Origin of the sequence: Actinoplanes philippinensis, from assembly GCF_900113015.1 — a bacterium.
GTDB lineage: Bacteria > Actinomycetota > Actinomycetes > Mycobacteriales > Micromonosporaceae > Actinoplanes > Actinoplanes philippinensis.
On record NZ_FONV01000004.1, the window covers coordinates 214,782 to 238,276 of the forward strand.

Consider the following 23,495-nt stretch of genomic DNA (forward strand, 5'->3'; position numbering starts at 1 on the left):
CTGTCGCCGCCGCGGTGATGCGATGTCCAGAGGGTGGGTCGAGACGGATTTGAACAGAGCGGCCGGCGGCGGTGCCGTCAGGCGATCCCACCGAGCAGGGCCGTGCTGCGGGCCAGCAGTTGGTCGAGGTGCGCACGAGCGCTCAGGACCACGGCCTCCCGAGCGGACGCCGCGGCACCGGCCGCGTCGCCGGCCACGGCGCGCAACTCGGCCTCGGTGATGAGAATCGTCGCGAGCATGCCGACCCAGGTGTCGCTGCGTCGCATGCCCCGCACGCGGGCGTCGGTGATCCACCGGACGGCCTGTCCGGCGTCACCGCGATGCGCGTGGTGCAGGGCGAGCACCCGCCCGCTGGCCGCTTCCCAGCACGGGTCGCCCAGCTGGCAGCTCAGGGCGAAGCAGCGTTCGAGTTCGGCCCGGTCGACCGAGGTGACGGCCGCTTCGGCAAGCGCGGCCAGCGGCATCGGTTCGAAGGACACCCAGCGCAGCTCACGAACCACTGACAAGCCCTGCGACAGCCTGCTCACAGCGCCCGCGACATCGCCCTCCCTCAGGCACGCCCAGCCGCTGAGCGTCAGGATCCACGCCTCGCGACGCCGGTCCGCGACGCGACGGGCCAGATCGAGTGCGGTCTCGTACCCGGGCAGCGCCTCGGTCAGCCGGCCCCAGTCGGCGAGATTGAACGCGGTCACCGCCTCCACGCCGGCCAACAGCTCCGGCTGCGAGCCGGCCAGCCGGCGCGCTTCGCCGAGATGTTCGGCTGCCTGAGGGCGGCGTCCGGCCAGTGCGTCGGCGTAGCCGTGCTCCTGCAGCGCCCGCACCGCGGTGCGCTGGTCCCCGGCGATGATCGCCTGTTCGACCGCCTGGCCCAGCAGGATGCAGCCCTCGTCGTCGAAGCCGCGTACCGCATGGATCAGAGCGGTGCCCAACTCGAAGAAGGTCTGCCCGAGAAGCCTCGGGTCACCGGTGGCCTCGGCGTGCCCGCCCGCCCGTCGCAGACAGTCCAACCCCGCCTCGACCGCGCCGGCGGCGAGCGCGGCCCGGCCGGCCTCCAGCAACGAGCCGGCCAGCGTGGCAGCCGGGATCCCCGGGGGTGGCGCGGCGACGGAGGGCCGGGCGGCGCTGCGAAGCGCGGGCGACGGATCGCAGCCCAGCTCGGTACGGAACAGCTGCTCCACGCGCAGCACATGGCTGGCCGCCGCCCGGGCTCGACCAGCCAGCGCGAGGCTCTTCACCAGCATCACCTGGGCGCCCTCGTCCAACGGTGTACGGCCGGCGGCCCGCTCGGCAAGACGCACCGCCACGTCGTACTGCTCCCGCGACAGCGCCGTGATCGTGGCTTCGCGCAGCAGCCCATCAGTCCTGGCCGCCACATGCTCGCGGGTGACGAGCAGCCAGGTGGAGAACTCCGGACCGGAAGCGACCGGCACGCCGTCCAGGAGATCCCCGACGTCCGTCGTGTCGATCCGGCCGGCCATCAGCTCCAGTACGTCGACCCGGACACCAGCGGGCAGGGTCACCGATATGGGATCGCCGGTGAACACCTGCGACGACCCGATCGCCTTGCGCAGCGCAGCCAGACACCAGCGCAGCGAGCCGAGCGGGTCCACCGTGTCGGGAAACAGTTCGGCGGCCAGTTGCTGCCGGCGCAACGGCCGGTCGGAGAGCAACAGCCGGGCCAGGACCGCCCACGGCTTGTGGCCGCGAACCTCACGCAGCGAACCGTCCGGCCCTTCGATCGCGGGAACTCCGAGCAGCCGCACCTTCACCACGGGAACCTCCTGTGCACGGCGCCTCCGACGGCGCTGTCGACCATCAGACCGGGCCGGCGTGTGCCCACGCGTGTGCGCGCCCGGTCGTCGCGGGCAAACGCCACGTCACACGGCCGGCGCCGACTGTGGACGAGTCCGATCCAGGACATCGTCAGCAAGGAGAAGCCATGCCTCAGTTCATCATCGAACGCCACGTCTCCGGAGCCGGCACCCTCAGCGCCGAGGAACTGGCCGACATCGCGGCCAGGTCCAACGCCGTGGTCGCCGGCCTCGGCGTCCCCTACCGGTGGATCACCACGTACGTCGCCGGTGACACCCTCTATTGTGTCCACGAGACCGACCACGCCGACACCATCCTCGAGCATGCCCGCCAAGGCGGATTCCCCGCCGACGTGGTCACCGAGATCGCCGCCGTGATCGGGCCGTCGACGGCAGCCGGCCGCGGCGACGATCAGCCGGCTCAGTAGCTCCGCGCCAGGTGACACCACGGCCAGGGACTGTTGAAGAGGTCCCCCTGCCATGGACGGCGGAGGGCTACGGGTGTGGGGATGCGAAGACGGCGGCGACAAGTTCGTAGATCACGACGCAGACCACCACCGTGACGGGGCCGAAGACCGCGAGCGCCGTCAGGAGGTCGACCAGCGACCAGCCGAGAGGCGGCGCCGGGGCGGCCGGCCGCGATGCGGTTCGCGGGACGGGCGGGAGGGCATCGTCCTTCGGTGGGCGGACATCGGTTCGCGCGGCATCGGCGGCCAGTTCGGCATAGCGGGGCTGGGCGAGCGGCCCGAGTCCGCGGGGTTCCTCACCATGGAGGTGGAGAAGCCGCAGCCGGTCTGTGGCGGACCGGTTCTTCCTGGTGAACGCTGCGATCTCGTGCGGCTCTGCGTCCTCGGTGAGGAAACCCCAGCGACCCGCCTCGGGTACGTCGCCGGCCCGACGGCAGGCGTCGGCGAGGCGGGCACGCAGTTCGAGATCCTGCGGGTATGCGGAGATCAGACCGCCGAGCCGCTGGATCGCCGAGCGGACGCGGCCGTGTTCGAGGTCGGCTTCCACGCGCAGGAGGGCTTCGGGTTTCGCCACGCCCCGATTGTGCCCACGCCCGTCCAGTCCGGGGCCCGGCCTGATGTCCGGTCTGCCCGACCGGCGGGCGGCCCGCCCGAGCGGTCACCTCCCGCGACCCGCAACGGGTCATGTCGACGGCGGGCACCGGAGAACGGCAGGCACCGGCCCGCCCATCGGAGAACGGCAGGCACCGGCCGGCTCATCGGAGAATCGTCAGAAGTACGAAGCCGTCGTCCTGGGCCACGGTGCGATAGCCGGTGGCCTGCGCGGCCTCGACCCGGCGGCGCTGACTGTCACGGCCGAGGGGGAAACCCGGATGCCGGCTGTCGAAGACGATGTACTGCGGCGCCGGCCCCGGATAGTCGGTGCCGAACAGGGTGACTGTGGTGCGTCCGGTCAGCTGGGGCGCGAGCTGGTTGGCGGCCGACACCGTCGCGCCGTCCGGGATGAGGTCGAGCACGCGATGGGCGGCGGCGGCGCGCGGGTCGCCGTGCCACGTCTGCGCCGACGCGAGCTGTGCCAGCGGATAGCGGGGCAGCAGAGCCACGGTGACAGTCAGGCTGACCGCGTACGCGACGACGGCGAGGGACGACCGGAGGCGCCCGCCCGCGGCCCGCCAGCGGGCGACGCCGTCGACGAAGGCCACCATCATGACGGGCATGAGGACGGCGCTGTAGTGGAAGCCGGTGCCCCAGTAGTTGGGATTGCCGGAGGTGAAGCGCCAGAGCAGGGTCGGCACCGCCACCAGCAGCAGCGGTGAGCGCAACGCGACTCCGGCGGTGGGCGCCAGCAGGGTGAGCACGGTCAGCAGTTTGACCTGAGCCCCCTGCTGGTACAGCCCGGCGGCGACGGTCGCCGTGTAGGCGTAGTCGTCGTGGGGGTTGAGCGCGGGGATGACGACTCCCATGGCGAGCGCCGTGCCGGCCGCTCCGGCGAGGGCCAGCCCGGCGCCGAGCCGGCGGGCGCCGTACGCCGCGAGGAGCACGCCGATCGCGGCGACCGTGAGTCCCAGGTCTTCCTTGACCAGCAGCAGCGGCAGGGCCCACAGCGCGGCTGCCCGCGGGCGGCGTTCCGCGACCGCGACCAGGCTGAACGCCAGCAGCGGGACGGCGAAGCACACCTCGTGGAAGTCGAAGCCGACGGTCTGCGCGATCCCCCAGGACAGGCCGTATCCGGCGCCGGCGGTGATCGCGGCCAGGAGGCCGAGGCGCCGGTGGGCGAACGACACGATCGGCACGGCGGCGACGGCCAGCAGCAGCGCCTGGACCACCAGCAGGGTCACCGCGGAGGGGGCGGCCCGGTACACCGGCGCCAGCAGCGCCAGGACGGGCGCGAAATGGTCACCGAGCTGCGGGAATCCGGGTCCTTTGAGGGGTACGAGCCCGGGCCCGCCCTCGGCGTACGAACGGACCGCCTGTTCGAAGATCCCGAGGTCGAACCCGGTGGTGTGCAGTCGCCGGTGGTTGAGCACCGACAGCAGGAGGTACGCCGCCGCCAGCGCCCCGGCGACGGACCAGGAGAGCACGGTGGCGGTCCGGCGCGACGGCGGGGCGGGCGGCGCCGGGATGACCTCGGGCGCAGTGATGATCATGGGATGACCCTGCGCCGGACCGGCTGACCGGAACCTGACCCGACCTGACGAGATGATCAGGTACGCGTGACGGGCCGTGCCATGCTGCAGCCCATGCGCGTGTTGGTGATCGAGGACGAACCCGAGCTGGCGGAGATCCTGCAGCGGGGATTGACGGCTGAGGGCTACACCGTGGACGTCGCCCGCGACGGGCTGACCGCGCTGGAGCTGGCCCGCTTCGAGGACTACGCGGGCATCCTGCTCGATCTGATGCTGCCGGGCCTGAACGGTTACCGGGTCTGCGCGACGCTGCGGCGCGAGGGCATCCGTACCCCGATCCTGGTCCTGACCGCCAAGGACGGCGACTATGACCAGATCGAGGCGCTCGACACCGGCGCCGACGACTTCCTGAGCAAGCCCTTCTCCTATCCGGTGCTGGTCGCGCGGCTGCGGGCGCTGGTGCGCCGGGGGCCGGCCGCCGTTCCGGTCCGGCTGGCCGTCGGCGACCTGGTCCTGGACCGGGCCGCCCGGACCTGCCACCGCGGCACGGTGCCGATCCCGCTGACACCGCGCGAGTTCGCGATCCTGGACCTGCTGGCGCACCGGGCCGGCGAGCCGGTGCCGAAGACCGACATCCTGCGCCAGGTCTGGCCCGACGAGGTGGAGGATCCCAATCTGGTCGAGGTACGGGTGGGCCGGCTGCGCCGCAAGGTGGATCTGCCGTTCGGGCGCAACAGCCTGTGCACGGTCCGGGGCGTCGGCTACCGGCTGGTCGACGATCGCGCCCGAGGATGATCCGGTTGCCGTCCGGCGGGCGACGGTCGGTGCGGGCGCGGTCCGCGGTCGCCGCAGCAGCAGCAGCGGCCGTGGTGCTGGTGGGCGGCGGCCTCTGGGCCCGTCACCTGGTCGGGCAGCAGCAGCTCGAAGCCGGCCTGCAGAGCGCGGTGCGGCAGGCCAACGCCATGGGCCTGGCAGTGGTCAGCCATCCCGGCCGGGGTGCGCTGGAACTGCAGCAGTCCTTCTATCCCGACGTGACGTTCGAGGTGGTCGACACCCACGGTGCGCTGCTGACCGGCAGCAGCGACCTGGAGCCGTACCGCACCGGTGGGCGGGCCGTCATGCCGCCGGCGGATCCGCTGCCCGCGACGACCGTGATGGATGTGCCGGAGACGTACGCGTCGGTACGGCTGGCGGACCGGCCGGGGCGCAACCCCCTCGACGGCCGGACGGTGACCGGCGTGCGCGTCCTCGTCGACCAGGCAGACTACAGCGTGCCTCCGGGGCCGGACGGGATCACCGCCGCCCCGATCGCGGTGTACGTGGTGGTCACTCCGCTGGCGGCCGAGCGCGCGGTGGCGACGGCCGACCGGGTGCTGCTTCTCGCCGTACCCCTGGCTGTCGCTCTGGTGGCCCTGGTCGCGTGGCTGGCCGCCCGCCGGGCGCTGCGCCCGGTCGAGGCGATCCGGGCCCGTACCGCGGAGGTGACGGCGAGCCGCCTGTCCGACCGGGTCGCGGTGCCGGCCACCGGCGACGAGATCGCGGCGCTGGCGGTCACCATCAACGCGATGCTGGAACGGCTGGAACGGGCCGACCGGGCGCAGCGCCGGATGGTCTCCGACGCCGCGCACGAGCTGCGCAGTCCGCTGGCGAGCCTGCGGGCCGGCCTGGAGGTGGCGCTGGCCTACCCGGACCGCACGGACTGGCCGGCGGCCGCGGCGTCCGCGGTGGCCCAGGCGCAGCGGCTCACCACCCTCGCCGACGACCTGTTGCTGCTGGCCCGCCTGGACGCGGGCACTGCGCGGCCGCAGCCGGAGACCGAGGTCGAGCTGGTGGCGCTGCTGACCCGGATCGCCGCGGAGACCGTGACCCGCGACGGGGTCACCGTGACCTGCCGGGAGCATCCGCCGGTACGGGTACGGCTCGGTCGCTCGGCGATCGAGCGGATCATGCGCAACCTGCTCGACAATGCCGTCCGTCATGCCGGGGGCCGTGTCGAGATCGGAGTCGGCGTCTCGCCGGCCGGCTCCGGGCGGATACGCCTGCGGGTCGAGGTCGAGGACGACGGTCCCGGCATCGCCCCGGCCGACCGCGAGCGGATCTTCGACCGGTTCACCCGGCTGGACGCCGCCCGCGACCGGGACGCGGGTGGCACCGGTCTCGGACTGTCGCTCGCGCGCGAGCTGGCAGCGCAGCTCGACGGCACGCTGCGGGTGGCCGACCGGCCGTTGCCGGGCACGACGCTGGAGCTGACGGTGACCGCGGCCGTCGCGTGACAGGCCGGCCGGGCAGTCCTCTGTGATCGCGCGCGGAAAGGACCGCGGCCACGCCGCCGGCTCCGGCGTCCGTCGGCTTCCCGTCGACCGGACGAGGGCTCGTCGCATGAAGTGATCGTGGCCGGGTATGAGCCGGCTGACGGCTTTCGACATCGCGAGAGCCCCGGCCAGGCGAGGGATCTTCATGACACTCAGCAACGACGACATCAGCTCCGGTCCGGCCGACCCGTCGGACGAGGGACCGGCCGACGGCGGCGCCGACCCGATCGGTCACGACGGTGGCGCGGACGGCGGCGCCTCCGGTGAGGGCCCGGCGGACGGCGGCGCCGACCCGGGCACGCACGACGGCGGCGCCGACGGTGGCGCGGCGGAGGAGGGACCGGCCGACGGCGGGGCCGACGTGGCCGGTCATGACGGTGGCGCCGACGGCAGCGCCTGAGACGGTCCCCGGATGACCACGACCCAGAACCGGCCGGCCACCGCTCTGTCCCGGGTGATCTCCGTCGCCGCGGACGAGTTCGCCGCCACCCACTGGGGCCGGGAGCCGCTGCTGTCCCGGGCCGCCGACCTCGGCGGCCCGGACGGTTTCACCGGCCTGCTCTCCCCGCCCGCCGTGGACGAGCTGCTCAGCCGGCGTGGGCTGCGGACCCCGTTCGTGCGGGTGGCCCGGCAGGGCAAGGTGCTGCCCGGCGGCCGCTACACCGGCGGCGGGGGCGTCGGCGCGGAGATCTCCGACCAGGTCCTCGACGAGCAGATCATGCGGTTGTACGCCGACGGCGCGACAGTGGTCCTGCAGGGCCTGCACCGGCTGTGGCCGCCGCTGATCGACTTCGCCGGCCGCCTGGGCGCCGACCTGCGCCGCCCGCTGCAGATCAACGCCTATCTGACCCCGCCGTCGAGTCAGGGTTTCAGCACCCACTACGACACTCACGACGTGTTCGTGCTGCAGGTCGACGGCACCAAGCAGTGGCACATCCATCCGCCGGTGCTGCCCGATCCGCTGGAACGGCAGCCGTGGGGCGGCCGCGCCGACGAGGTGGCCGCCACCGCCCAGGGCGAACCGGCGCTCGACGTGGTCCTGGCCCCCGGCGATGCCCTCTACCTGCCACGAGGCTGGCTGCACTCGGCGCGAGCGCTCGGCGGCCGGTCGCTGCACCTGACCGTCGGCATCCGCGGCCTGACCCGGTACGCCCTGGTCGAGGAACTGCTCACGCTGGCGATGGCCGACCCCCGGCTGCGGGCGACGCTCCCGTACGGCTTCGACCCCACCGATCCGGACGCGGTCAGCGGTGAGCTGGCCGAGACCGTCGACGCGCTGCGTTCCTGGCTCACCACCGTGGAACCGGCGCAGCTCGCCGATCGGCTGCGACAGCGATCCTGGCCGGCGTCCCGCCCGGCGCCGCTCAGCCCCCTCGCGCAGCTCGACTTCGCCGACGCGCTCGGACCGTCCAGCGCGGTGACCGTGCGTCCGGGCCTGCCGTGGCGGCTCGGCCGGCAGCCTGACGGCCAGGTGACGCTGCAGTCCACCGATCGTTCGCTGACCTTCCCGGGGTTCTGCGAGCCGGCGCTGCGCCTCGTCCTCGACGGCGCCCCGCACCGGGTCGGCGATCTTCCGCTGGACGACGACGCCGACCGTCTGGTGCTGATCCGGCGGCTGCTCACCGAGGGGGTCCTGGTGCCCGCGTGACCGGCTCGGGTACGGCGGGCGAGCGCACCGGGCGGCCCGGTCGGCGGATTTCCGGGGCGCCGGACCGACACCGCCCGCCGGCCGGGGACGGCTCGTGGGCCCGGCGCGGCCGGCGTCGCCGGTCAGCGCCCGAGCCATCCGCCGTCCACCGGCAGGACCACTCCGGAGACGTAGTCGGAGGCCGCCGAGCTGAGGAAGACGGCGCTGCCACCGAGGTCACCGCCCTGTCCCCATCGACCGGCCGGGATCCGTTCCAGGATCGAGCGTGACCGGTCGGGGTCGTCGCGCAGCGCGGCGGTGTTGTCGGTGGCTATGTAGCCGGGGGCGATGGCGTTGACGTTCACGCCACGGCCGGCCCACTCGTTGGCCAGCGCCCGGGTGAGCCCGGCGATCCCGGACTTGGCGGCGGCGTACCCGGGCACGTTGATCCCGCCCTGGAAGCTCAGCAGGCTCGCCGTGAAAATGATCTTGCCGTGGCCGCGGGCCAGCATCGGCGCGGCGACCAGCTGGGTGAGTACGAACTGGCTGGACAGGTCGACTTCGAGCACCCGGTCCCACCACTGCAGCGGGTGCCGCTCCGCGGGGGCGCGCTCGATGATGCCGGCGTTGTTGATCAGGATGTCCGGAGCCCGGCGGGCCAGGTCGCCGCCGAGTTCGGCGACGGCCGCCCGGTCGGCGAAGTCGACGGCGCGGGCCTCGAAGGAGCGGCCCCGGTCCCGCACCGTTCGCGCGACCTCGTCACCGTCGGTCAGGTGTGCGCTCACGCCGATGATGTCCGCCCCGGCGGCGGCCAGCGCCTCGGCCATCGCGCGTCCGATCCCGCGGCGCGCGCCGGTGACGACCGCGAGCCGCCCGCTCAGGTCGAACAGGGAGCTCATCGGTGGTTCTCCTGCCCGGCGACATCCACCAGAATCTTCATGGCCCGGCCGGCGGACAGGTCCGCCAGGGCGCCGGCGGTGTCGTCGAGCGCCACGACACCGGAGATGAGCTGCCGTGCCGGGATGACGCCCTCGTCGAGCAGGGTGATCGCGCGCTCGAAGTCGGATCGCTGATAGACCCGGGCGCCGAGCAGGCGTAGTTCACGCCAGAAGACCCGCTGCAGGTCGATCTCGCGGGCGGCCGCGTGGATGGCGACGATGACGATGGTGCCCCGGACCCTGGCCAGGGCCGTGGCGCCGCGAGCCGCGGCGGCCGCGCCGGAGACCTCGAAGACCACGTCGGCGCCGTTGCCGGCGGTGCGGCGGTCGACCTCGGCGGCCAGCCCGTTCTCCGGATCGAGCACGTCGAGGCCGAGCGAGGCGATCAGGGCGCGGCGTGTCGGGTCGATCTCGCCCACCAGGACCCGCGCCCCGGCGTGGCGTGCCACGGTGGCGATCAGCACGCCGATCGGGCCACCGCCCAGGACGACGGCGTGATCTCCGGGCTGCAGGCCGGAGCGGCGGACGTCGTGCAGCGCGACGGCCACCGGCTCGACCAGGGCGGCCGTGCGCAGGTCGAGGCCCGGTGGCAGGGGCACCGCGATCGAGGCCGGCACGGTCCAGCGCTGCTGCAGCGCGCCGGCGGCGTCGATGCCGACGAACGTCAGGTTCTGGCAGATGTGCTGATGACCGGCCAGACAGGCGGCACAGGAGTTGTCCCAGATCAGGGGCATGACGGTGAGGGGATCGCCGACCGCCCACCCGGTCACGCCGGCGCCGACGGCCGCCACGGTGCCGGAGGCCTCGTGCCCGAAGATCAGCGGCGTGCTGACCCGGGCGTCCATGTCACCGTGGGCGATGTGCAGGTCGGTGCCGCACAGTCCGCAGTAGGCGACGGCGATCTGCAGCTCGCCGGGCCCGGGCGGCTCGACGTCGACCGGGACGGTCCGCAGCCGGCCCGCGCCCTCGTATGCCGTGCCTCGCATGCGACCTCACTCCCCCGGGTCGAATCGACCCTTGCAAACGTCATACGTATGCCCTTATATTTCGCGTCGATGAACGTGGCGTCAATAAGGAAGATTCAGAAAAGGGACGACGACATGGTCCGTTTCACCCGCGCTTCCCGCTTCCGTTCCGTCGTGACAGCCATCGGCGGCGCCGGCGTGCTCGCCCTCGCCCTTGCCGGCTGCGGCGGCGATGACAGTGGCCCCACCACCGGCTCCTACGGATTCCCCCAGGTCGCCCAGGACGAGAAGGCGACCATCACGGTCTGGGTGGACGCGGACCGCACCAAGGCCACCGACGCCTTCAAGAAGGCCCATCCCGAGGTGCCGATCGAGGTCGTGACCTACGACGGGTCGGCGAACGGCTCCAACTCGTTCCGTACCAAGATTCAGCTCTTCGACCGTGCCGGCAGCGGCTGGCCCGATGTCGTCTTCTCGACCCAGAACAACGACGCGGCCTGGGCGAGCCAGAAGAGCAACGGCAAGCAGGCCTTCGCCGCCGAACTCAGTGGCGGGCTCGTGGCCGGGGAGACCCTCGACAAGTTCACCGCGGGCGCGCTGAACCCGTGCACCGTGGAGGGCAAGGTCTACTGCCTGCGCAACGACCTCGCCCAGGCGGTGTTCTGGTACAACAAGACGCTGCTGGACCAGTTCGGCTATCAGGTGCCGGCGACCTGGGAGGACTATCAGGCGCTCGGCGAGAAGGTCGCCCGGGAGCACCCCGGATACATCGTCGGCACCGTCGGCGACGCGTGGACCCCGGAGGTCTTCTTCTGGGGCAGCAAGTGCCAGGCGAACGGAATCACCGGGCCCAAGGCCGTCACCGTGAACACCACGACGCCGCAGTGTCAGCGCGCCGCCGGCATGCTCGACACGCTGATCAAGAACGGCACCACACCCAACATCAGCGTCTTCACCCCCGAGTTCGTGCAGAAGTACTCCGGCAAGGTGCTCACGATGCCCGGCCCGGCCTGGTACGCGGGCGCCATCTTCAACAACCCGGAGTCCCTCAACGTGCCCGCCGGGCAGCTCGGGGTGGCCGCGCCACCGGCGTGGCGGGGTGAGGAGGCCGTCACGGGCAACGTCGGCGGCGGCACGTGGTTCATCAGCAGCCACTCGAAGAACCTGAAGGCCGCCGAGACCTTCGCGCGCTTCGCCACCACCGCCGACGAGTACCAGGTGCAGGTCGCGCCGGGCTATCCCGCGTATGCCCCCGCCGCCGAGAAGTGGATCGCCAAGCAGGAGTCGAGCGGCTACTACGCCACCGATCTGAAACCGGTGGTCACCGCGGGCACGCTGATCTGGAGCGGCTGGGGTTCGGGGATCTTCAGCCAGGAGGCCATCTGGGCCAAGACGATCACGCCGGCGCTCGCCGACGGCAAGAGCCTGGTCGCGCTGCTTCCCGAGTGGCAGACGGCGATCAAGAACCAGGCCCAGGTCGACGGGTACACCGTCCAGTGACGATGGTCGGCGACACCGCCCCCGTGGCGGCCGTGCCGAGGCAGGGGGCGGCTCCACGGCCGCCCGTCGCCCGGCACGGCACGATGAGCTACGCCTTCGTCTCGGTGTACGTGGTCCTGATGATCGCCTTCGGGATCGGGCCGGCTCTCTACGCCCTGTACCTGGCGTTGACCGACGCCTCCGGCGGTTTCGCCGGGCTGGACAACTTCACCCGGGTCACCGGCGATTTCCGGTTCTGGCCGGCGGTCACCCACGTGGCCCTCTACCTGGTCATCTGGCTCGTCGCCCTGGTCGTGCTGGTGACCCTGCTGGCGGTCGTGGTGCACACGATCCGGGTGCGCTGGCTCAGCCGTACCCTCCGATTCGTCTTCTACCTGCCGGGAGCCCTGGCCGGGGCGTCGAGCGTGCTGCTGTGGCTGTTCGTCCTCGATCCGACGGCCGGTCCGGCGGGCGGCCTGCTACGGCTGCTCGGCTTCGAGAGTTTCATCCAGGTGATCGTGCCGGGCAACCTGCCGGTGATCTTCGCCGTGATCGCCTTCTGGACCGGCGCGGGCGGCTGGATCGTGATCATGTACGGCGCCCTCAACAACATCAGCAACGAGGTGATCGAGGCCGCCCGGATGGACGGCGCCGGCGCCGCGCAGATCGCCTGGCGCATCCAGCTGCCGATGCTGCGCAAGTGGATCTCGTACATGGGCATCATGTCGCTCGCGGCCGGCACTCAGCTGTTCGTCGAGCCGCAGCTGTTGTCCCAGGCCAGCAACGCGGTCGTGCCGAACGACTACTCGCTCAACCAGCTCGGCTACCAGTACGCGTTCCAGCAGAACGATTTCAACGGGGCGGCGGCGATCTCCCTGCTGCTGCTCGTCGTCGCCCTGGCGCTGTCGGCCGTCTTCGTGACGCGCGGCGGCCTGTTCGAGCGGGACTGAACCATGACCTCTGTGACCACCGGCTCCCCCACCCGCGGGCCGGGCCTCAGCGGCTGGAGCGGCCGGACGATCATCACCGTGATGGTGACGGTGTTCGTGCTGTTCTTCGCCGTCCCCATGCTGTGGCTGCTGCTGGCCACCACCAAGACCGCGCGGGACCTGATCGTCGGCGCCCCGTTCACGCCCGGCAGTGCCGACGGCCTCGCCACCAACTGGAACCAGCTGTTCGCCTTCCAGGACGGTGCGGTCACCACCTGGATCGCGAACTCGGCCGGGTACGCCGTCGGCGCCCTGGTCATCACGCTGTTCGCGAGCATCCCGGCGGGCTACGCGCTGGCGCTGACCGAGTTCCGGTTCCGGCGGGCGCTGCTCGTGCTGACCCTGGTCATCATGTTGATCCCGAACACCGCGCTGGTGCTGCCGATCTTCCTCGAGCTCAACGCGGCAGGACTGATCGGCAGCCCGCTGTCGGTGATCCTGCCCATGTCGTTCTTCCCGTTCGGGGTCTACCTGACCTACATCTACTTCTCCACGAGCATTCCCCGTGACCTGCTCGCCGCCGCCCGGATCGACGGATGCCGGGAGTGGCAGGTCTTCACCAGGGTGGCCCTGCCGCTGGCAGCGCCGATCGTCGCGCTGGTGGCGTTCTTCAGCTTCGTGCAGAACTGGAACAACTTCTTCCTGCCGTTCGTGATGCTGCCCTCCAGCGAGGGCTATCCGGTGCAGGTCGGGCTGACCTCTCTGCTCGCCTCGACGCCGGCGTTCAACCCCAGCTCCGCCGGATCACAATCGGTGCAGCTGCCGACCCTGGCCCTGGCGACCGTGGTCTCGGTGTTGCCGGTGCTCATCGTCTTTCTAGTGTCACAGCGCTTCCTGGTCGCCGGCATGACGGCCGGCGGGACCAAGGAGTGAGGGCCCTCTCTTGCCACAAGGAGCACGGATGAAGGTCACCGGCTATCGCAGCCTGCGGACGAAACACGAGTGGGGACGGCTGACCGGGGACGCCAACGGGGTGATGCCCGATCAGCAGACCGAGGTGCACGTGCTGATCGTCGAGACGGACGCCGGCGTGGACGGCGTCGGCGTCGGCGCCCACGGCGACATCGACCGGGTCTTCGGCGCTGTCGAGGGTCAGGACCCGCGGGCCGTCACGGCTCTGTACGACCGCATGCTCGCGTGGGTGTTCAAGACCGGTCACGCCGGGGCCGCGTTCGGGGCGATCGGCGCGCTCGACATGGCCCTGTGGGACCTGAAGGCGAAGGCGGCCGGCGAGCCGCTCTGGCGTACCCTCGGCGCTCTTGACCGGTTCGTGCCCGGCTATGCGTCGGGGCTGGACATCGCCCTCGGCGACGACGATCTCGTGAGTCTGTACGAGCGTTTCGCCGATCGCGGCTTCAGCTCCGCCAAGCTCAAGGGCGGCCACGACGTCACGCACGACCTGCGCCGCCTCGTCGCGGTCCGGGAGGTGCTGAGCCGCAACTCGGCACGGCCCGCCCTGATGCTCGACGCCAACGAGTCCTGGAACCGCACCCAGGCCGTGCGGTACGTCCGCGAGCTGGAGGACACGATCGATCTGGCGTGGATCGAGGAGCCGGTACGCCGCTGGGATGCCGCCGGGCACGCCTCGGTGCGCCAGCACATTCGTGCGGGTGTGGCCACCGGGGAGAACCTGACCGGGCTGGAGCAGTACCGGCCGCTGCTGGACGCCGACGCCGTCGACATCGTCCAGGTCGGCAACGTCTGGGGCATCACCCACTTCCTGCGGACGGCCGCGGTGGCGCACTACCACGATCTGCCGGTGAGCCCGGTGACCTACCACGCCAATCCGGTGGCGCACGCGGCCGCGGCGGTTCCCAACCATCTCGCCTTCGAGGTCCAGCACCTCACCGCGCCGGCCGGGCTCCGGATCGATCAGGAGATCGTCGACGGCGGCATCGTCCTGGGCGATGAGCCCGGCATCGGCATCCGCGTCGACGAGGAGCACATCGAGGCCGTCCGGGCGAGCCATCCGGTGGCCGGTGCGGCCGGGCCGCACGTCCGGCCCGGCCGGGCGGGGCTGCGCCTGGTGCCCGACGGTCCGCGTACGGCGTCGGCGTCCGGGGACCGGCTGACCACCGGGATGCCGGCATGACCGGCCTCGTCGACGCCCACGTGCACCTGTGGAACAGGGCCACCGACCCGCAGCCGTGGATCGATCCTCGGTCGATGGCGGCGATCGACCGCGACTTCGGCTCCGGCGACCTCGCCGAGATGCTCGACGCGACCGGCATCGACCGGGCGGTCCTGGTGCAGGCCAGCAACAGTCTGGCCGAGACACGGCGGCTGCTCGGCGAGCCGGGCGACCGGACGGCCGGGGTGGTCGGCTGGATCGACCTCACCGCCGACGTCCACGCGCAACTGGACCTGTTGCGCGCCGGGGGCCGCCGGCCGCTGGTCGGCATCCGGCACCTGGTCCACCTCGACCCCGATCCGGATTGGCTGGGCCGCCCCGACGTCGGGCGGGCCCTGGCCACGCTCGGGGCGCACGACCTGTGCTTCGACCTGGTGATCAGGCCGTGGCAGCTGCCGCTGGCCGCATCGGTCGCCGGCGAGCACCCGGAGCTGCGGTTCGTGCTCGACCACCTCGGAGGCGCCGCGGACAGCACCGATCTGCCGAGGTGGGAGGACGGCCTTCGGGCCGTGGCCGCTCATCCGCACGTCTACGCGAAGATCTCGGGCCTGGCCGGTCTCGTCGGGGACCCGGGCCGCCTGCGGTGGATGGTCGGCGTGGCCGTGGAGGCCTTCGGCCCGGACCGGCTCATGTACGGCTCGGACTGGCCGGTGGCACGGCTCGGCGCCGGACCGGTGGCTTGGCGGGCGGCGGTGGACGACCTGCTCGGGGATCTGTCGGCGCCGCAGTGCCGGGCGATCCTGTCCGCCACCGCCACGTCCTGCTACCGGCTGGACAGGTGACGGCGGCGGTGCGGGCGTTGTTCGATCGGGCCCAGACGCCGTACGGCGTGCTCGGGCTCGGCGGCTCACCGCTGGGCAACTTCGCGGCGGCCATGGACGGTGAGCAGGCCGACCGTACGCTGCGTCGGGCCTGGGACCGCGGGATCCGCTACTTCGACACCGCGCCGCACTACGGCCTCGGGTTGTCCGAGCGCCGGATCGGCGCGGTGCTGCGCGATCTGCCCCGCGACGAGTTCGTGATCTCGACCAAGGTGGGCCGGCTGATCGTGCCCCGCGATCGGCCGCTGGAGCTCGACGATCAGGGCTTCGTGGTGCCCGGCGATCGGGAACGGCAGTGGGATTTCACGGCCGCGGGTGTGGAGCGTTCGTTACGGGAGAGCCTGGACCGGCTCGGTCTGGACTCGGTCGACATCCTCTTCGCCCACGACCCGGATCAGGCCTGGGACGGCGCCGCCCGGCAGGGGGTCGCCTCGCTGGCCCGGCTCCGGTCCGCCGGCCTGGTGTCGGCCATCGGTATCGGGACGAACACGACAGCCGGCCTGGCCGCCGTCATCGGCGACGGCCTGGTCGACGTGATCATGCTGGCGAACCGGTATTCGTTGCTGGATCAGCAGGCGCTCGACCCGGTTCTCGAACCGGCCCGGGCGAACGGGGTCGCCGTGGTGGCCGCCGGCGTCTTCGCCACCGGCCTGCTGTCGACCGCGCGGCCGCGGGCCGGCGCCACCTACGAGTACCGGCCCGCCGACGCCGCCGTGGTCCGGCGGGCCGGCCTGATCGCCGGGATCTGCGCCGATCACGGCGTCGACCTGCCGGCGGCCGCCCTGGCCTTCCCCCTGCTGCATCCCGCGGTCGCCGCGGTCGCCGTCGGGATGCGCTCGCCACAGGAGGTCGATGAGGACTGCCGTCATTTCGCGGCGCGGGTGCCGGGGGGCCTCTGGGCGGATCTGGTCGCGGCCGGCGTCATCCCGCCGGGCAGCGTGCCCGGGCGGCTCAGCGACGCAGACGGTCCGGGCCGCCCGGGCCACCCCGCCGGACCAGCCACGCCTCGGTGATGTGGGTGAACATGGCCGTGCCCGCGCCGTCCGGATCACCGGCGGCGATGCGCTCCATGATGCGGCGGTGACCCTGGTTCGACGCCACGCACAGCGCACGCTCGGTCTGGCCGAGGTAACGGGCGGTGTTGACGACCTGGCTCTCGAGCGCCCGCACGACGGCGCGGGCGATCCGGTTGCCGGACGCGATCATGATCGTGTCGTGGAAGGCGCGGTCCTGGTCGGCATACGTCTGCGGCTCGTCCACCAGGGTGTCCATGAGGTCGACCAGGGCACGGAGCCGATCGACGGTGCCGGGGCCGGCGATCCGGGCCGCCACGTTGGCCATGTCCGACTCGAGGAGCCGGCGGGTGACGACGAGGTCGTCCAGGACGGTGAGACCGTCGTCACGGGCGATGGTCGCGCTCAGGACCATCTCGTCGAGCATGTCCCACATGGCCGGCGGCGTGACGATGGTGCCGGCGCCCTGCCGGACCTGCACCAGGCCCTTCTCCTGAAGGACCTTCACCGCCTCCCGGACCACGGTGCGGCTCACGCCGAAGGTGTCGCCCAGCAGCGGTTCGGGGGGCAGCGCGGTGCCGGGCCGGTGGACACCGTCGACGATCCGGCTCACCAGCTCAGCGGTGACGGCGCGGGCGAGGTTGGCCGGGCGCCGCGTCCACGCCGGGGGCGGGGGAACCTCCGGGACCGCCTCGGGTGATCGAGTCATGCGTCCTCCCGTGCCCCTCAGCGAGGCCCCGATCGTACCGGCAGCTCCCCACCGTGATCAGCGCGGCAGGCGGAAAATCATCATACCTATGATGAATGCACCGGCCCGCAGGGGACGTATTGGTGGGATGTATTTGTGAGGAGATTCTCCCGGCCGGCGGCAAAATAGCCCGCTACATATAGACACTCGCCGCTGCCATGGCTTAGATACATCCCATGTTCGGGGTACCACCGCATCTCGAACATGGAACATCGCCGTCCGATTGGCCGCCCCACCCAGGAGAGACTTGCGATGAGAAACCTGACCTCCCTGCGCGCCGCGGCCTGCGCCGTCGCAGCGCTCCTGCTCATCGGCGCGTGCAACCGCGACTCCGGCGCCGCCGACGGCGACAGACCGGTGGTGGGCGTGGACTACCCACGCTCGGACACCGACTTCTGGAACTCGTTCATCCGATACACACCCCGGTTCGGCGACGAGCTCGGGCTGACGCTGAAGACCACCAACTCACAGAACGACGTGGCCAAACTGACCGCCAACGTCCAGACGTTCCTGAGCCAGGGCGTCAAGGGCGTGGTGATGGCCCCCCAGGACACCGCGGCGATCGCCCCCGCACTGGACCAGCTGGCGGCCAGGAAGATCCCGGTGGTCACGGTGGACACGAGGCCGGACTCCGGCAGCGTCACCATGGTCGTCCGGGCCGACAACCGCGCCTACGGCACCAAGGCCTGCCAGTTCCTCGGCACGAAGCTCGGCGGCAAGGGCACGGTCGTCATGCTCCAGGGCGGCCTCGACTCGATCAACGGCCGGGACCGGACCGAGGCGTTCAACGAGTGCATGACGACGTCGTACCCGGGGATCGAGGTCATCGGGGAGGCGACCAACTGGGACGGTGCGATCGCGGCGCAGAAACTGCAGACCGACCTCACCGCCCACCCGGACATCAAGGGCGTCTACATGCAGTCCAGCTTCGCCCTGTCCGGCACGCTGCAGGTGCTCAAACAGAAGGGCCTGCTGGTCGGCCCGGACGACCCCGCCCACGTCTTCGTGGTCTCCAACGACGGCATCCCGGAGGAGCTGAAGAACATCGCGGCGGGCCAGATCGACGCCACCGTCTCGCAACCCGCCGACCTGTACGCCCAGTACGCGCTGTCCTATGTGCGTGACGCGCTCGCGGGCAAGACCTTCGCGCCGGGGCCGACCGACCATGACAGCACGATCATCCAGGTCCGCGACGGGGTGCTGGAGGACCAGCTGTCCGCGCCGCTGGTGACCCGGGACGGCGGCACCTACGGCGGCGTGCCCAGCCTCAGGAGCGACGACAAGTCGCTGTGGGGCAACAACGCCGGCTGACCGGACCTCGACGACGAAGGCGGACACCATGTCTGAAGCACCCACCGGTGACGCCGGGGACCCGCCCGTCGTGGCGGCGACGGGGGTCACCCGGCGATTCGGCCCGACGGTCGCCCTGCACGGCGTGGACCTGCGGGTGGCGGCCGGGCAGACCCACGCGCTCGTCGGCCGCAACGGCGCCGGGAAGTCGACGCTGGTCTCCGTCCTGACCGGCCTGCAGGCGCCGGACGAGGGCACGGTGTCCTTCTCCGGCCGGCCCGCGCCACGCCTGGCCGACCGGGACGCGTGGCGGCAGCGGGTCGCGTGCGTCTACCAGAAGTCGACGATCATCCCGGCGCTGACGGTGGCCGAGAACCTCTTCCTCAACCGGCACGACCGCGGCCCCGGCGGGCTGATCACCTGGTCCCGTCTGCGCCGCCGGGCCGCGGAACTGCTGGCGGCCTGGTCGGTGGAGGTCGAACCACGGACTCTCGCGGGCGAGCTGTCGGTGGAGCAGCGACAGTTCGTGGAGATCGCCCGGGCGCTGTCCTTCGGTGCCCGTTTCATCATTCTCGACGAGCCCACCGCCCAGCTCGACGGCGCCGCGATCAGCCGGCTCTTCGCACGCGTGCGGGACCTGCAGCGCCAGGGGGTGACCTTCCTGTTCATCAGTCATCATCTGCAGGAGGTGTACGAGATCTGCGACGTCGTGACCGTTCTGCGCGACGCCCGGCGGATCCTCACCGCCCCGGTCGCCGACCTGCCGCGCGCCGACCTGGTCGCCGCCATGACCGGCGACGCGACGGTGGGCCGGCGGCGGGAGAACGACCGGGCCGTGGAGTCCGGCGCGGCGCCCGCCCTGGCCGTCCGGGACCTGACCGGCGGCGCCTACCGACAGGTGAGCCTCCAGGTGGGCGCCGGTGAGATCGTGGGACTCGCCGGGGCCGCCGGCAGCGGGCGTACCGAGCTGGCCGAGACGGTGGTCGGCCTGCGTTCGGCGGACAGCGGCCGGATCGAGATCGCGGGCCGCCGGCCACGGCCCGGCAGCGTGCCGGACGCCCTGGCCGCCGGCGCCGGGTTCGTGCCGCAGGACCGCCACCACCAAGGTCTCGTCCCGCAGATGTCGATCGCCGACAACGGGACGCTGTCGGTGCCGGAGCGGCTCGGGCGCGGCGGGTTCATCAGCGCTCGCCGCCGGGACGCGATGGCGGCCGACATGATCGGGAAGCTGGCGATCAAGACGCCGGATCCGCGGCTGCCCGTCTCCGGGCTGTCCGGTGGCAATCAGCAGAAGGTCGTCATGGCCCGGGCACTGGCCGGCGACCCGCGGCTGCTGGTGCTGATCAATCCGACCTCCGGCGTCGACGTACGGTCCAAGGAGTTCCTGCTCGACAAGGTCCTGGAGACCGCACGATCCGGAGCCGGTGTCCTCATCGCCTCCGACGAACTCGACGACCTGCGGGTGTGCGACCGGGTCCTGGTGATGTTCCGGTCCCGATTGACCAGCGAGATGGCCCGCGGCTGGCACGACCACGAGCTGGTGGCCGCCATGGAAGGGATGGATCTCGATGCCTGACGCCGCCTTGACCGACAGTCCCACGGCGACGGCCGGACCACCGCGGCCGAGGTCGATCGGCAACCGCATCGTGGCGGGCCGGCTGCGGGACCTGGCCCTCGTACCGGCGATCCTGATCATCGCGATCGTCGGGCAGATCGTCAGCCCGGTGTTCCTGCAACCGGACAACCTGCTCAACGTCCTGCAGACGATGTCCGAGATCGCTCTGCTGGTGCTGGCCCAGACGATGATCCTGATCGTCAAGAAGATGGACCTGTCGCTCGAATCGACGATGGGCCTCGCGCCCGGGGTGGCCGCCTGGCTGGTGGTGCCCGCCGGTGCCGGGCACGGGCTGGGTCTGCTGCCCGGCTGGTCGGCCGTGCCGGTCACGCTGGCGGTGGGCGCGCTCGTCGGCGTCGTCAACGCGGTCCTGATCATCCGGTTCGGCCTCAACGGTTTCATCGTCACCCTCGGCATGCTCATCGTGCTGCGCGGGGTGCTGACCGGGATCTCCGGCGGCCAGACCTTCTTCCGCCTGCCGCCGTCGATGCTCTACCTCGGCACGACCACGTGGTGGGGCGTGCCGGCGTCCATCTGGATCTGCCTGGCGTTGTTCGCGGTGGCCGTCGTCGTGCTCGGCTGGACCAGTTTCGGCCGGTCGCTGTACGCCATCGGCGGGAACGTCGACGCGGCGAAGGCGGCCGGCATCCGTACCGGCCGGGTGCTGTGGATCGTCATCGTCACCGGCAGCGTGCTGGCGTCGCTGGCCGGCCTGCTGCTCTCCGGGCGACTGGCGTCGGTCGCCTCGGCGCAGGGCAACGGGTACATCTTCACGGTGTTCGCGGCGGCGGTGATCGGTGGCATCAGCCTCAACGGCGGCCGGGGCACCATGGCCGGCGCCTTCACCGGGATCCTCCTGCTGTTCCTGATCCAGAACGTGCTCACCCTCGCCGGGATCCCGGCTCAGTGGATCGGCGCCCTCAACGGGCTGATCATTCTCGCCGCGCTGATCGTCTCGCGCATCACCAGCGGCAACGTCCAGGACTAGAAGGAGCCGCCTTGTCCCCTTGCCCGCGCATCGTCGCCCTCGACGTCCGGGACGTCCGCTTCCCGACGTCCGATCACCTGGACGGCTCGGACGCGATGAACCCCGAGCCGGACTACTCCGCCGCGTACGTCGTGCTGCGCACCGATGCCGGCGACGGTCTCGAGGGGCACGCGCTCGCGTTCACCACCGGCCGTGGCAACGACGTGCAGGCCAATGCCATCGCCGCGCTCGCGCCGTTCGTGGTCGGGCGCCCGGTCGCCGAGGTGTGCGGCGACCTGGGTGGCTTCGCCCGCCGGCTCGTCCACGATCCGCAGCTGCGCTGGCTCGGCCCGGAGAAGGGTGTCATCCACATGGCCACCGGCGCGGTCGTCAACGCGGCCTGGGACCTGGCCGCCAAGCGGGCCGGCAAGCCGGTCTGGCGCTTCCTCAGCGACATGTCGCCCGCCGAGATCGTCGCCCAGGTGGACTTCCGCTGGATCTCCGACGCGCTGACCGCGGACGAGGCGCTGGGCATCCTGAGCCGGGCGCGGGCGGGCCGCGACGAGCGGATCGCCCTGTTGCTGGACAGTGGCTACCCGGCGTACACGACGACGCCGGGCTGGCTGGGCTACTCCGACGAGAAGCTGGCCCGGCTCGCCCGCGAGGCCGTCGACGACGGCTTCGGCCACATCAAACTCAAGGTGGGCGCCTCCCTCGAGGACGACGTCCGCCGGATCCGGGCGGTCCGGGAGGCGGTCGGCGCGGGGGTACGCATCGCTGTCGACGCCAATCAGCGCTGGGACGTGCAGCCGGCCATCGACTGGATGCGTGAGCTCGCGCCGTACGACCCTTACTGGATCGAGGAGCCGACCTCGCCCGACGATATCCTCGGTCACGCCACGGTGCGCGAGGCGCTGCGCCCGATCAAGGTGGCCACCGGCGAGCACGTGGCCAACCGGGTCGTCTTCAAGCAACTGCTGCAGGCCGGTTCGATCGACATCGTCCAGGTCGACGCGGCCCGGGTCGGCGGGATCAACGAGAACATCGCGATCCTGCTCCTGGCCGCCAAGTTCGGGGTGCCGGTCTGCCCCCATGCCGGCGGGGTGGGTCTGTGCGAGATGGTCCAGCACCTGTCGATGTTCGACTTCGTCGCGGTGTCCGCGACGATGCAGGACCGGGTCATCGAGTACGTCGACCACCTGCACGAGCATTTCCTGGATCCGGTACGCGTCAGCCGGGGCCGCTACGCCGCGCCCACCGCGCCGGGACTGAGCGCCCAGATGCATCCCGCGTCGCTCGCCGAGTACACGTATCCCGGCGGTCCCGCCTGGGCCGGGCGCACCTGAGCGTCGCCGCTCTTAGGATGGTCCGTGCTGCGCCCCGAGGCGACCGCACGGGCCGACGGAGGAGTCCACCATTTCCCTCACCGACAGGGCCATCGCACAGATCCGGGAGCTCATCCGGTCCGGTCAGCTGGCCCCGGGGTCGAAGCTTCCACCCGAACCGCAACTGGCAGCGCAGCTCGGGCTCTCCCGCAACCTGATGCGCGAGGCCGTCAAGGTCCTGACGGCGGCCCAGGTCCTGGAGATCCGCCGGGGTGACGGCACCTATGTGACCAGCCTGCAGCCCGACATGCTGCTCGGCGGGCTCGGGGGCGCCATCGAGCTGCTGCAGGGCGACACCGGCAACCTGCTCGACGTCATGGAGGTACGGCGGCTGCTCGAACCGGCGGCGGCGGCGCTGGCGGCCGGCCGGATCACCGAGCCGGCGCTGGCCGAGGTGCGACGGCATCTCGACGCGATGCGGGCGGCTCGCGACGACGTCGAGCTGCTGAACCGGCACGACACGGCGTTCCACCGGGCCGTCGTCGCGGCGACCGGCAACGACACCCTGGTGACGCTGCTGGAGGGCATCTCGGGCCAGACCCTGCGGGCCCGCATCTGGCGGGGCCTGGTCGACGGTGACGCCGCCGGCCGCACCGTGGCCGAGCACGAGGCGATCTATCAGGCCCTGGTCAGCCGGGACGGGCCGCTGGCCCAGGCCGCGGCCCTGCTGCACGTCAGCAACACCGAGAGCTGGCTGCGGGATCACGTGCGGCCGGTGACCCCGAGCCGGCCCTGACCCGGAAGGCTTCTCGATACTTGCGATTTCTGTCCGAGAGTTTCAGATCGACACGTGTTAACGTCTCGGTTACAC

General features: G+C 71.8%; 22 protein-coding genes. 16 read left to right on the top strand and 6 right to left on the bottom strand.

The window, feature by feature from the left end; translation table 11 throughout:
- Positions 1-77 precede the first annotated feature (77 nt).
- The gene (locus tag BM290_RS11290) at positions 78-1,772 is read right to left on the bottom strand and encodes an AfsR/SARP family transcriptional regulator (RefSeq protein ID WP_093612871.1); all 1,695 of its coding nucleotides are present in this window, start codon (positions 1,770-1,772) and stop codon (positions 78-80) included.
- 167 nt (positions 1,773-1,939) lie between these two features.
- On the opposite strand from BM290_RS11290, the gene BM290_RS11295 reads away from it, so the two are divergent.
- A complete protein-coding gene (locus BM290_RS11295) occupies positions 1,940-2,239 on the top strand; it encodes a DUF4242 domain-containing protein (protein ID WP_093612873.1) in 300 nt (99 codons plus the stop codon).
- Between the two features lie 67 nt (positions 2,240-2,306).
- Here the strand turns inward: BM290_RS11295 and BM290_RS11300 are convergent, their stop codons facing one another.
- The gene (locus BM290_RS11300) at positions 2,307-2,852 is read right to left on the bottom strand and encodes a DUF6584 family protein (RefSeq protein ID WP_093612875.1); all 546 of its coding nucleotides are present in this window, start codon (positions 2,850-2,852) and stop codon (positions 2,307-2,309) included.
- 181 nt (positions 2,853-3,033) lie between these two features.
- Entirely contained in the window at positions 3,034-4,425 is a 1,392-nt protein-coding gene (locus BM290_RS11305; RefSeq protein WP_093612877.1) for a DUF2079 domain-containing protein, read from the bottom strand.
- A gap of 93 nt (positions 4,426-4,518) precedes the next feature.
- Between BM290_RS11305 and BM290_RS11310 the strand changes: the two genes are divergently transcribed.
- From BM290_RS11310 to BM290_RS11325, 4 genes are all read left to right on the top strand, one after another.
- Positions 4,519-5,199 carry a response regulator transcription factor gene (locus BM290_RS11310; RefSeq protein WP_093613670.1) on the top strand — a complete coding sequence of 227 codons (681 nt, stop codon included), beginning with the start codon at positions 4,519-4,521 and terminating at the stop codon, positions 5,197-5,199.
- On the top strand, positions 5,196-6,677 hold the full coding sequence (locus tag BM290_RS11315) for a sensor histidine kinase (protein ID WP_093612879.1): 1,482 nt from the start codon (positions 5,196-5,198) through the stop codon (positions 6,675-6,677). The genes BM290_RS11310 and BM290_RS11315 overlap by 4 nt, the downstream gene beginning before the upstream one ends.
- Before the next feature lie 184 nt (positions 6,678-6,861).
- On the top strand, positions 6,862-7,116 hold the full coding sequence (locus tag BM290_RS11320; RefSeq protein WP_093612881.1) for a BatC protein: 255 nt from the start codon (positions 6,862-6,864) through the stop codon (positions 7,114-7,116).
- A gap of 12 nt (positions 7,117-7,128) precedes the next feature.
- Complete coding sequence (locus BM290_RS11325) at positions 7,129-8,364, top strand: cupin domain-containing protein (RefSeq protein WP_093612883.1); 1,236 nt, start codon at positions 7,129-7,131, stop codon at positions 8,362-8,364.
- 122 nt (positions 8,365-8,486) lie between these two features.
- On the opposite strand, the gene BM290_RS11330 is transcribed toward BM290_RS11325, so the two are convergent.
- Together BM290_RS11330 and BM290_RS11335 are read right to left on the bottom strand one after the other, a co-directional pair.
- Complete coding sequence (locus BM290_RS11330) at positions 8,487-9,242, bottom strand: SDR family oxidoreductase (RefSeq protein WP_093612885.1); 756 nt, start codon at positions 9,240-9,242, stop codon at positions 8,487-8,489.
- Positions 9,239-10,267 (bottom strand): zinc-dependent alcohol dehydrogenase, encoded by a 1,029-nt coding sequence (locus BM290_RS11335; RefSeq protein ID WP_093612887.1) that lies wholly within the window; start codon positions 10,265-10,267, stop codon positions 9,239-9,241. The genes BM290_RS11330 and BM290_RS11335 overlap by 4 nt, the downstream gene beginning before the upstream one ends.
- Before the next feature lie 153 nt (positions 10,268-10,420).
- On the opposite strand from BM290_RS11335, the gene BM290_RS11340 reads away from it, so the two are divergent.
- The 6 genes from BM290_RS11340 (at position 10,421) to BM290_RS11365 (ending at position 16,679) form a co-directional block, all read left to right on the top strand.
- Entirely contained in the window at positions 10,421-11,746 is a 1,326-nt protein-coding gene (locus tag BM290_RS11340) for an ABC transporter substrate-binding protein (protein ID WP_239143505.1), read from the top strand.
- An 83-nt stretch (positions 11,747-11,829) separates the two neighbouring features.
- Positions 11,830-12,675: a carbohydrate ABC transporter permease gene (locus BM290_RS11345; RefSeq protein ID WP_244903905.1), complete on the top strand. Its 846-nt coding sequence runs from the start codon at positions 11,830-11,832 to the stop codon at positions 12,673-12,675.
- Between the two features lie 3 nt (positions 12,676-12,678).
- Complete coding sequence (locus BM290_RS11350) at positions 12,679-13,587, top strand: carbohydrate ABC transporter permease (RefSeq protein WP_093612893.1); 909 nt, start codon at positions 12,679-12,681, stop codon at positions 13,585-13,587.
- 28 nt (positions 13,588-13,615) lie between these two features.
- On the top strand, positions 13,616-14,806 hold the full coding sequence (locus BM290_RS11355) for a mandelate racemase/muconate lactonizing enzyme family protein (RefSeq protein WP_093612895.1): 1,191 nt from the start codon (positions 13,616-13,618) through the stop codon (positions 14,804-14,806).
- Positions 14,803-15,627, top strand: coding sequence for an amidohydrolase family protein (locus BM290_RS11360; protein ID WP_093612897.1), 825 nt, complete (start codon positions 14,803-14,805; stop codon positions 15,625-15,627). Before BM290_RS11355 ends, BM290_RS11360 begins: the two co-directional genes overlap by 4 nt.
- Positions 15,628-15,635: 8 nt before the next feature.
- On the top strand, positions 15,636-16,679 hold the full coding sequence (locus BM290_RS11365) for an aldo/keto reductase (RefSeq protein WP_373871047.1): 1,044 nt from the start codon (positions 15,636-15,638) through the stop codon (positions 16,677-16,679).
- Here BM290_RS11365 and BM290_RS11370 read toward each other — a convergent pair.
- The gene (locus BM290_RS11370) at positions 16,618-17,388 is read right to left on the bottom strand and encodes a FadR/GntR family transcriptional regulator (RefSeq protein ID WP_093612901.1); all 771 of its coding nucleotides are present in this window, start codon (positions 17,386-17,388) and stop codon (positions 16,618-16,620) included. The genes BM290_RS11365 and BM290_RS11370 overlap by 62 nt on opposite strands.
- 291 nt (positions 17,389-17,679) lie before the next feature.
- On the opposite strand from BM290_RS11370, the gene BM290_RS11375 reads away from it, so the two are divergent.
- From BM290_RS11375 to BM290_RS11395, 5 genes are all read left to right on the top strand, one after another.
- Complete coding sequence (locus BM290_RS11375; protein ID WP_093612903.1) at positions 17,680-18,738, top strand: sugar ABC transporter substrate-binding protein; 1,059 nt, start codon at positions 17,680-17,682, stop codon at positions 18,736-18,738.
- Positions 18,739-18,766: 28 nt separating this feature from the next.
- The gene (locus BM290_RS11380) at positions 18,767-20,293 is read left to right on the top strand and encodes a sugar ABC transporter ATP-binding protein (protein WP_093612905.1); all 1,527 of its coding nucleotides are present in this window, start codon (positions 18,767-18,769) and stop codon (positions 20,291-20,293) included.
- Positions 20,286-21,320 carry an ABC transporter permease gene (locus BM290_RS11385; RefSeq protein WP_093612907.1) on the top strand — a complete coding sequence of 345 codons (1,035 nt, stop codon included), beginning with the start codon at positions 20,286-20,288 and terminating at the stop codon, positions 21,318-21,320. Before BM290_RS11380 ends, BM290_RS11385 begins: the two co-directional genes overlap by 8 nt.
- A gap of 11 nt (positions 21,321-21,331) precedes the next feature.
- Positions 21,332-22,645 (top strand): enolase C-terminal domain-like protein, encoded by a 1,314-nt coding sequence (locus BM290_RS11390; RefSeq protein WP_093612909.1) that lies wholly within the window; start codon positions 21,332-21,334, stop codon positions 22,643-22,645.
- Between the two features lie 91 nt (positions 22,646-22,736).
- Positions 22,737-23,420: a FadR/GntR family transcriptional regulator gene (locus tag BM290_RS11395; RefSeq protein WP_280522844.1), complete on the top strand. Its 684-nt coding sequence runs from the start codon at positions 22,737-22,739 to the stop codon at positions 23,418-23,420.
- Positions 23,421-23,495: the final 75 nt, after the last annotated feature.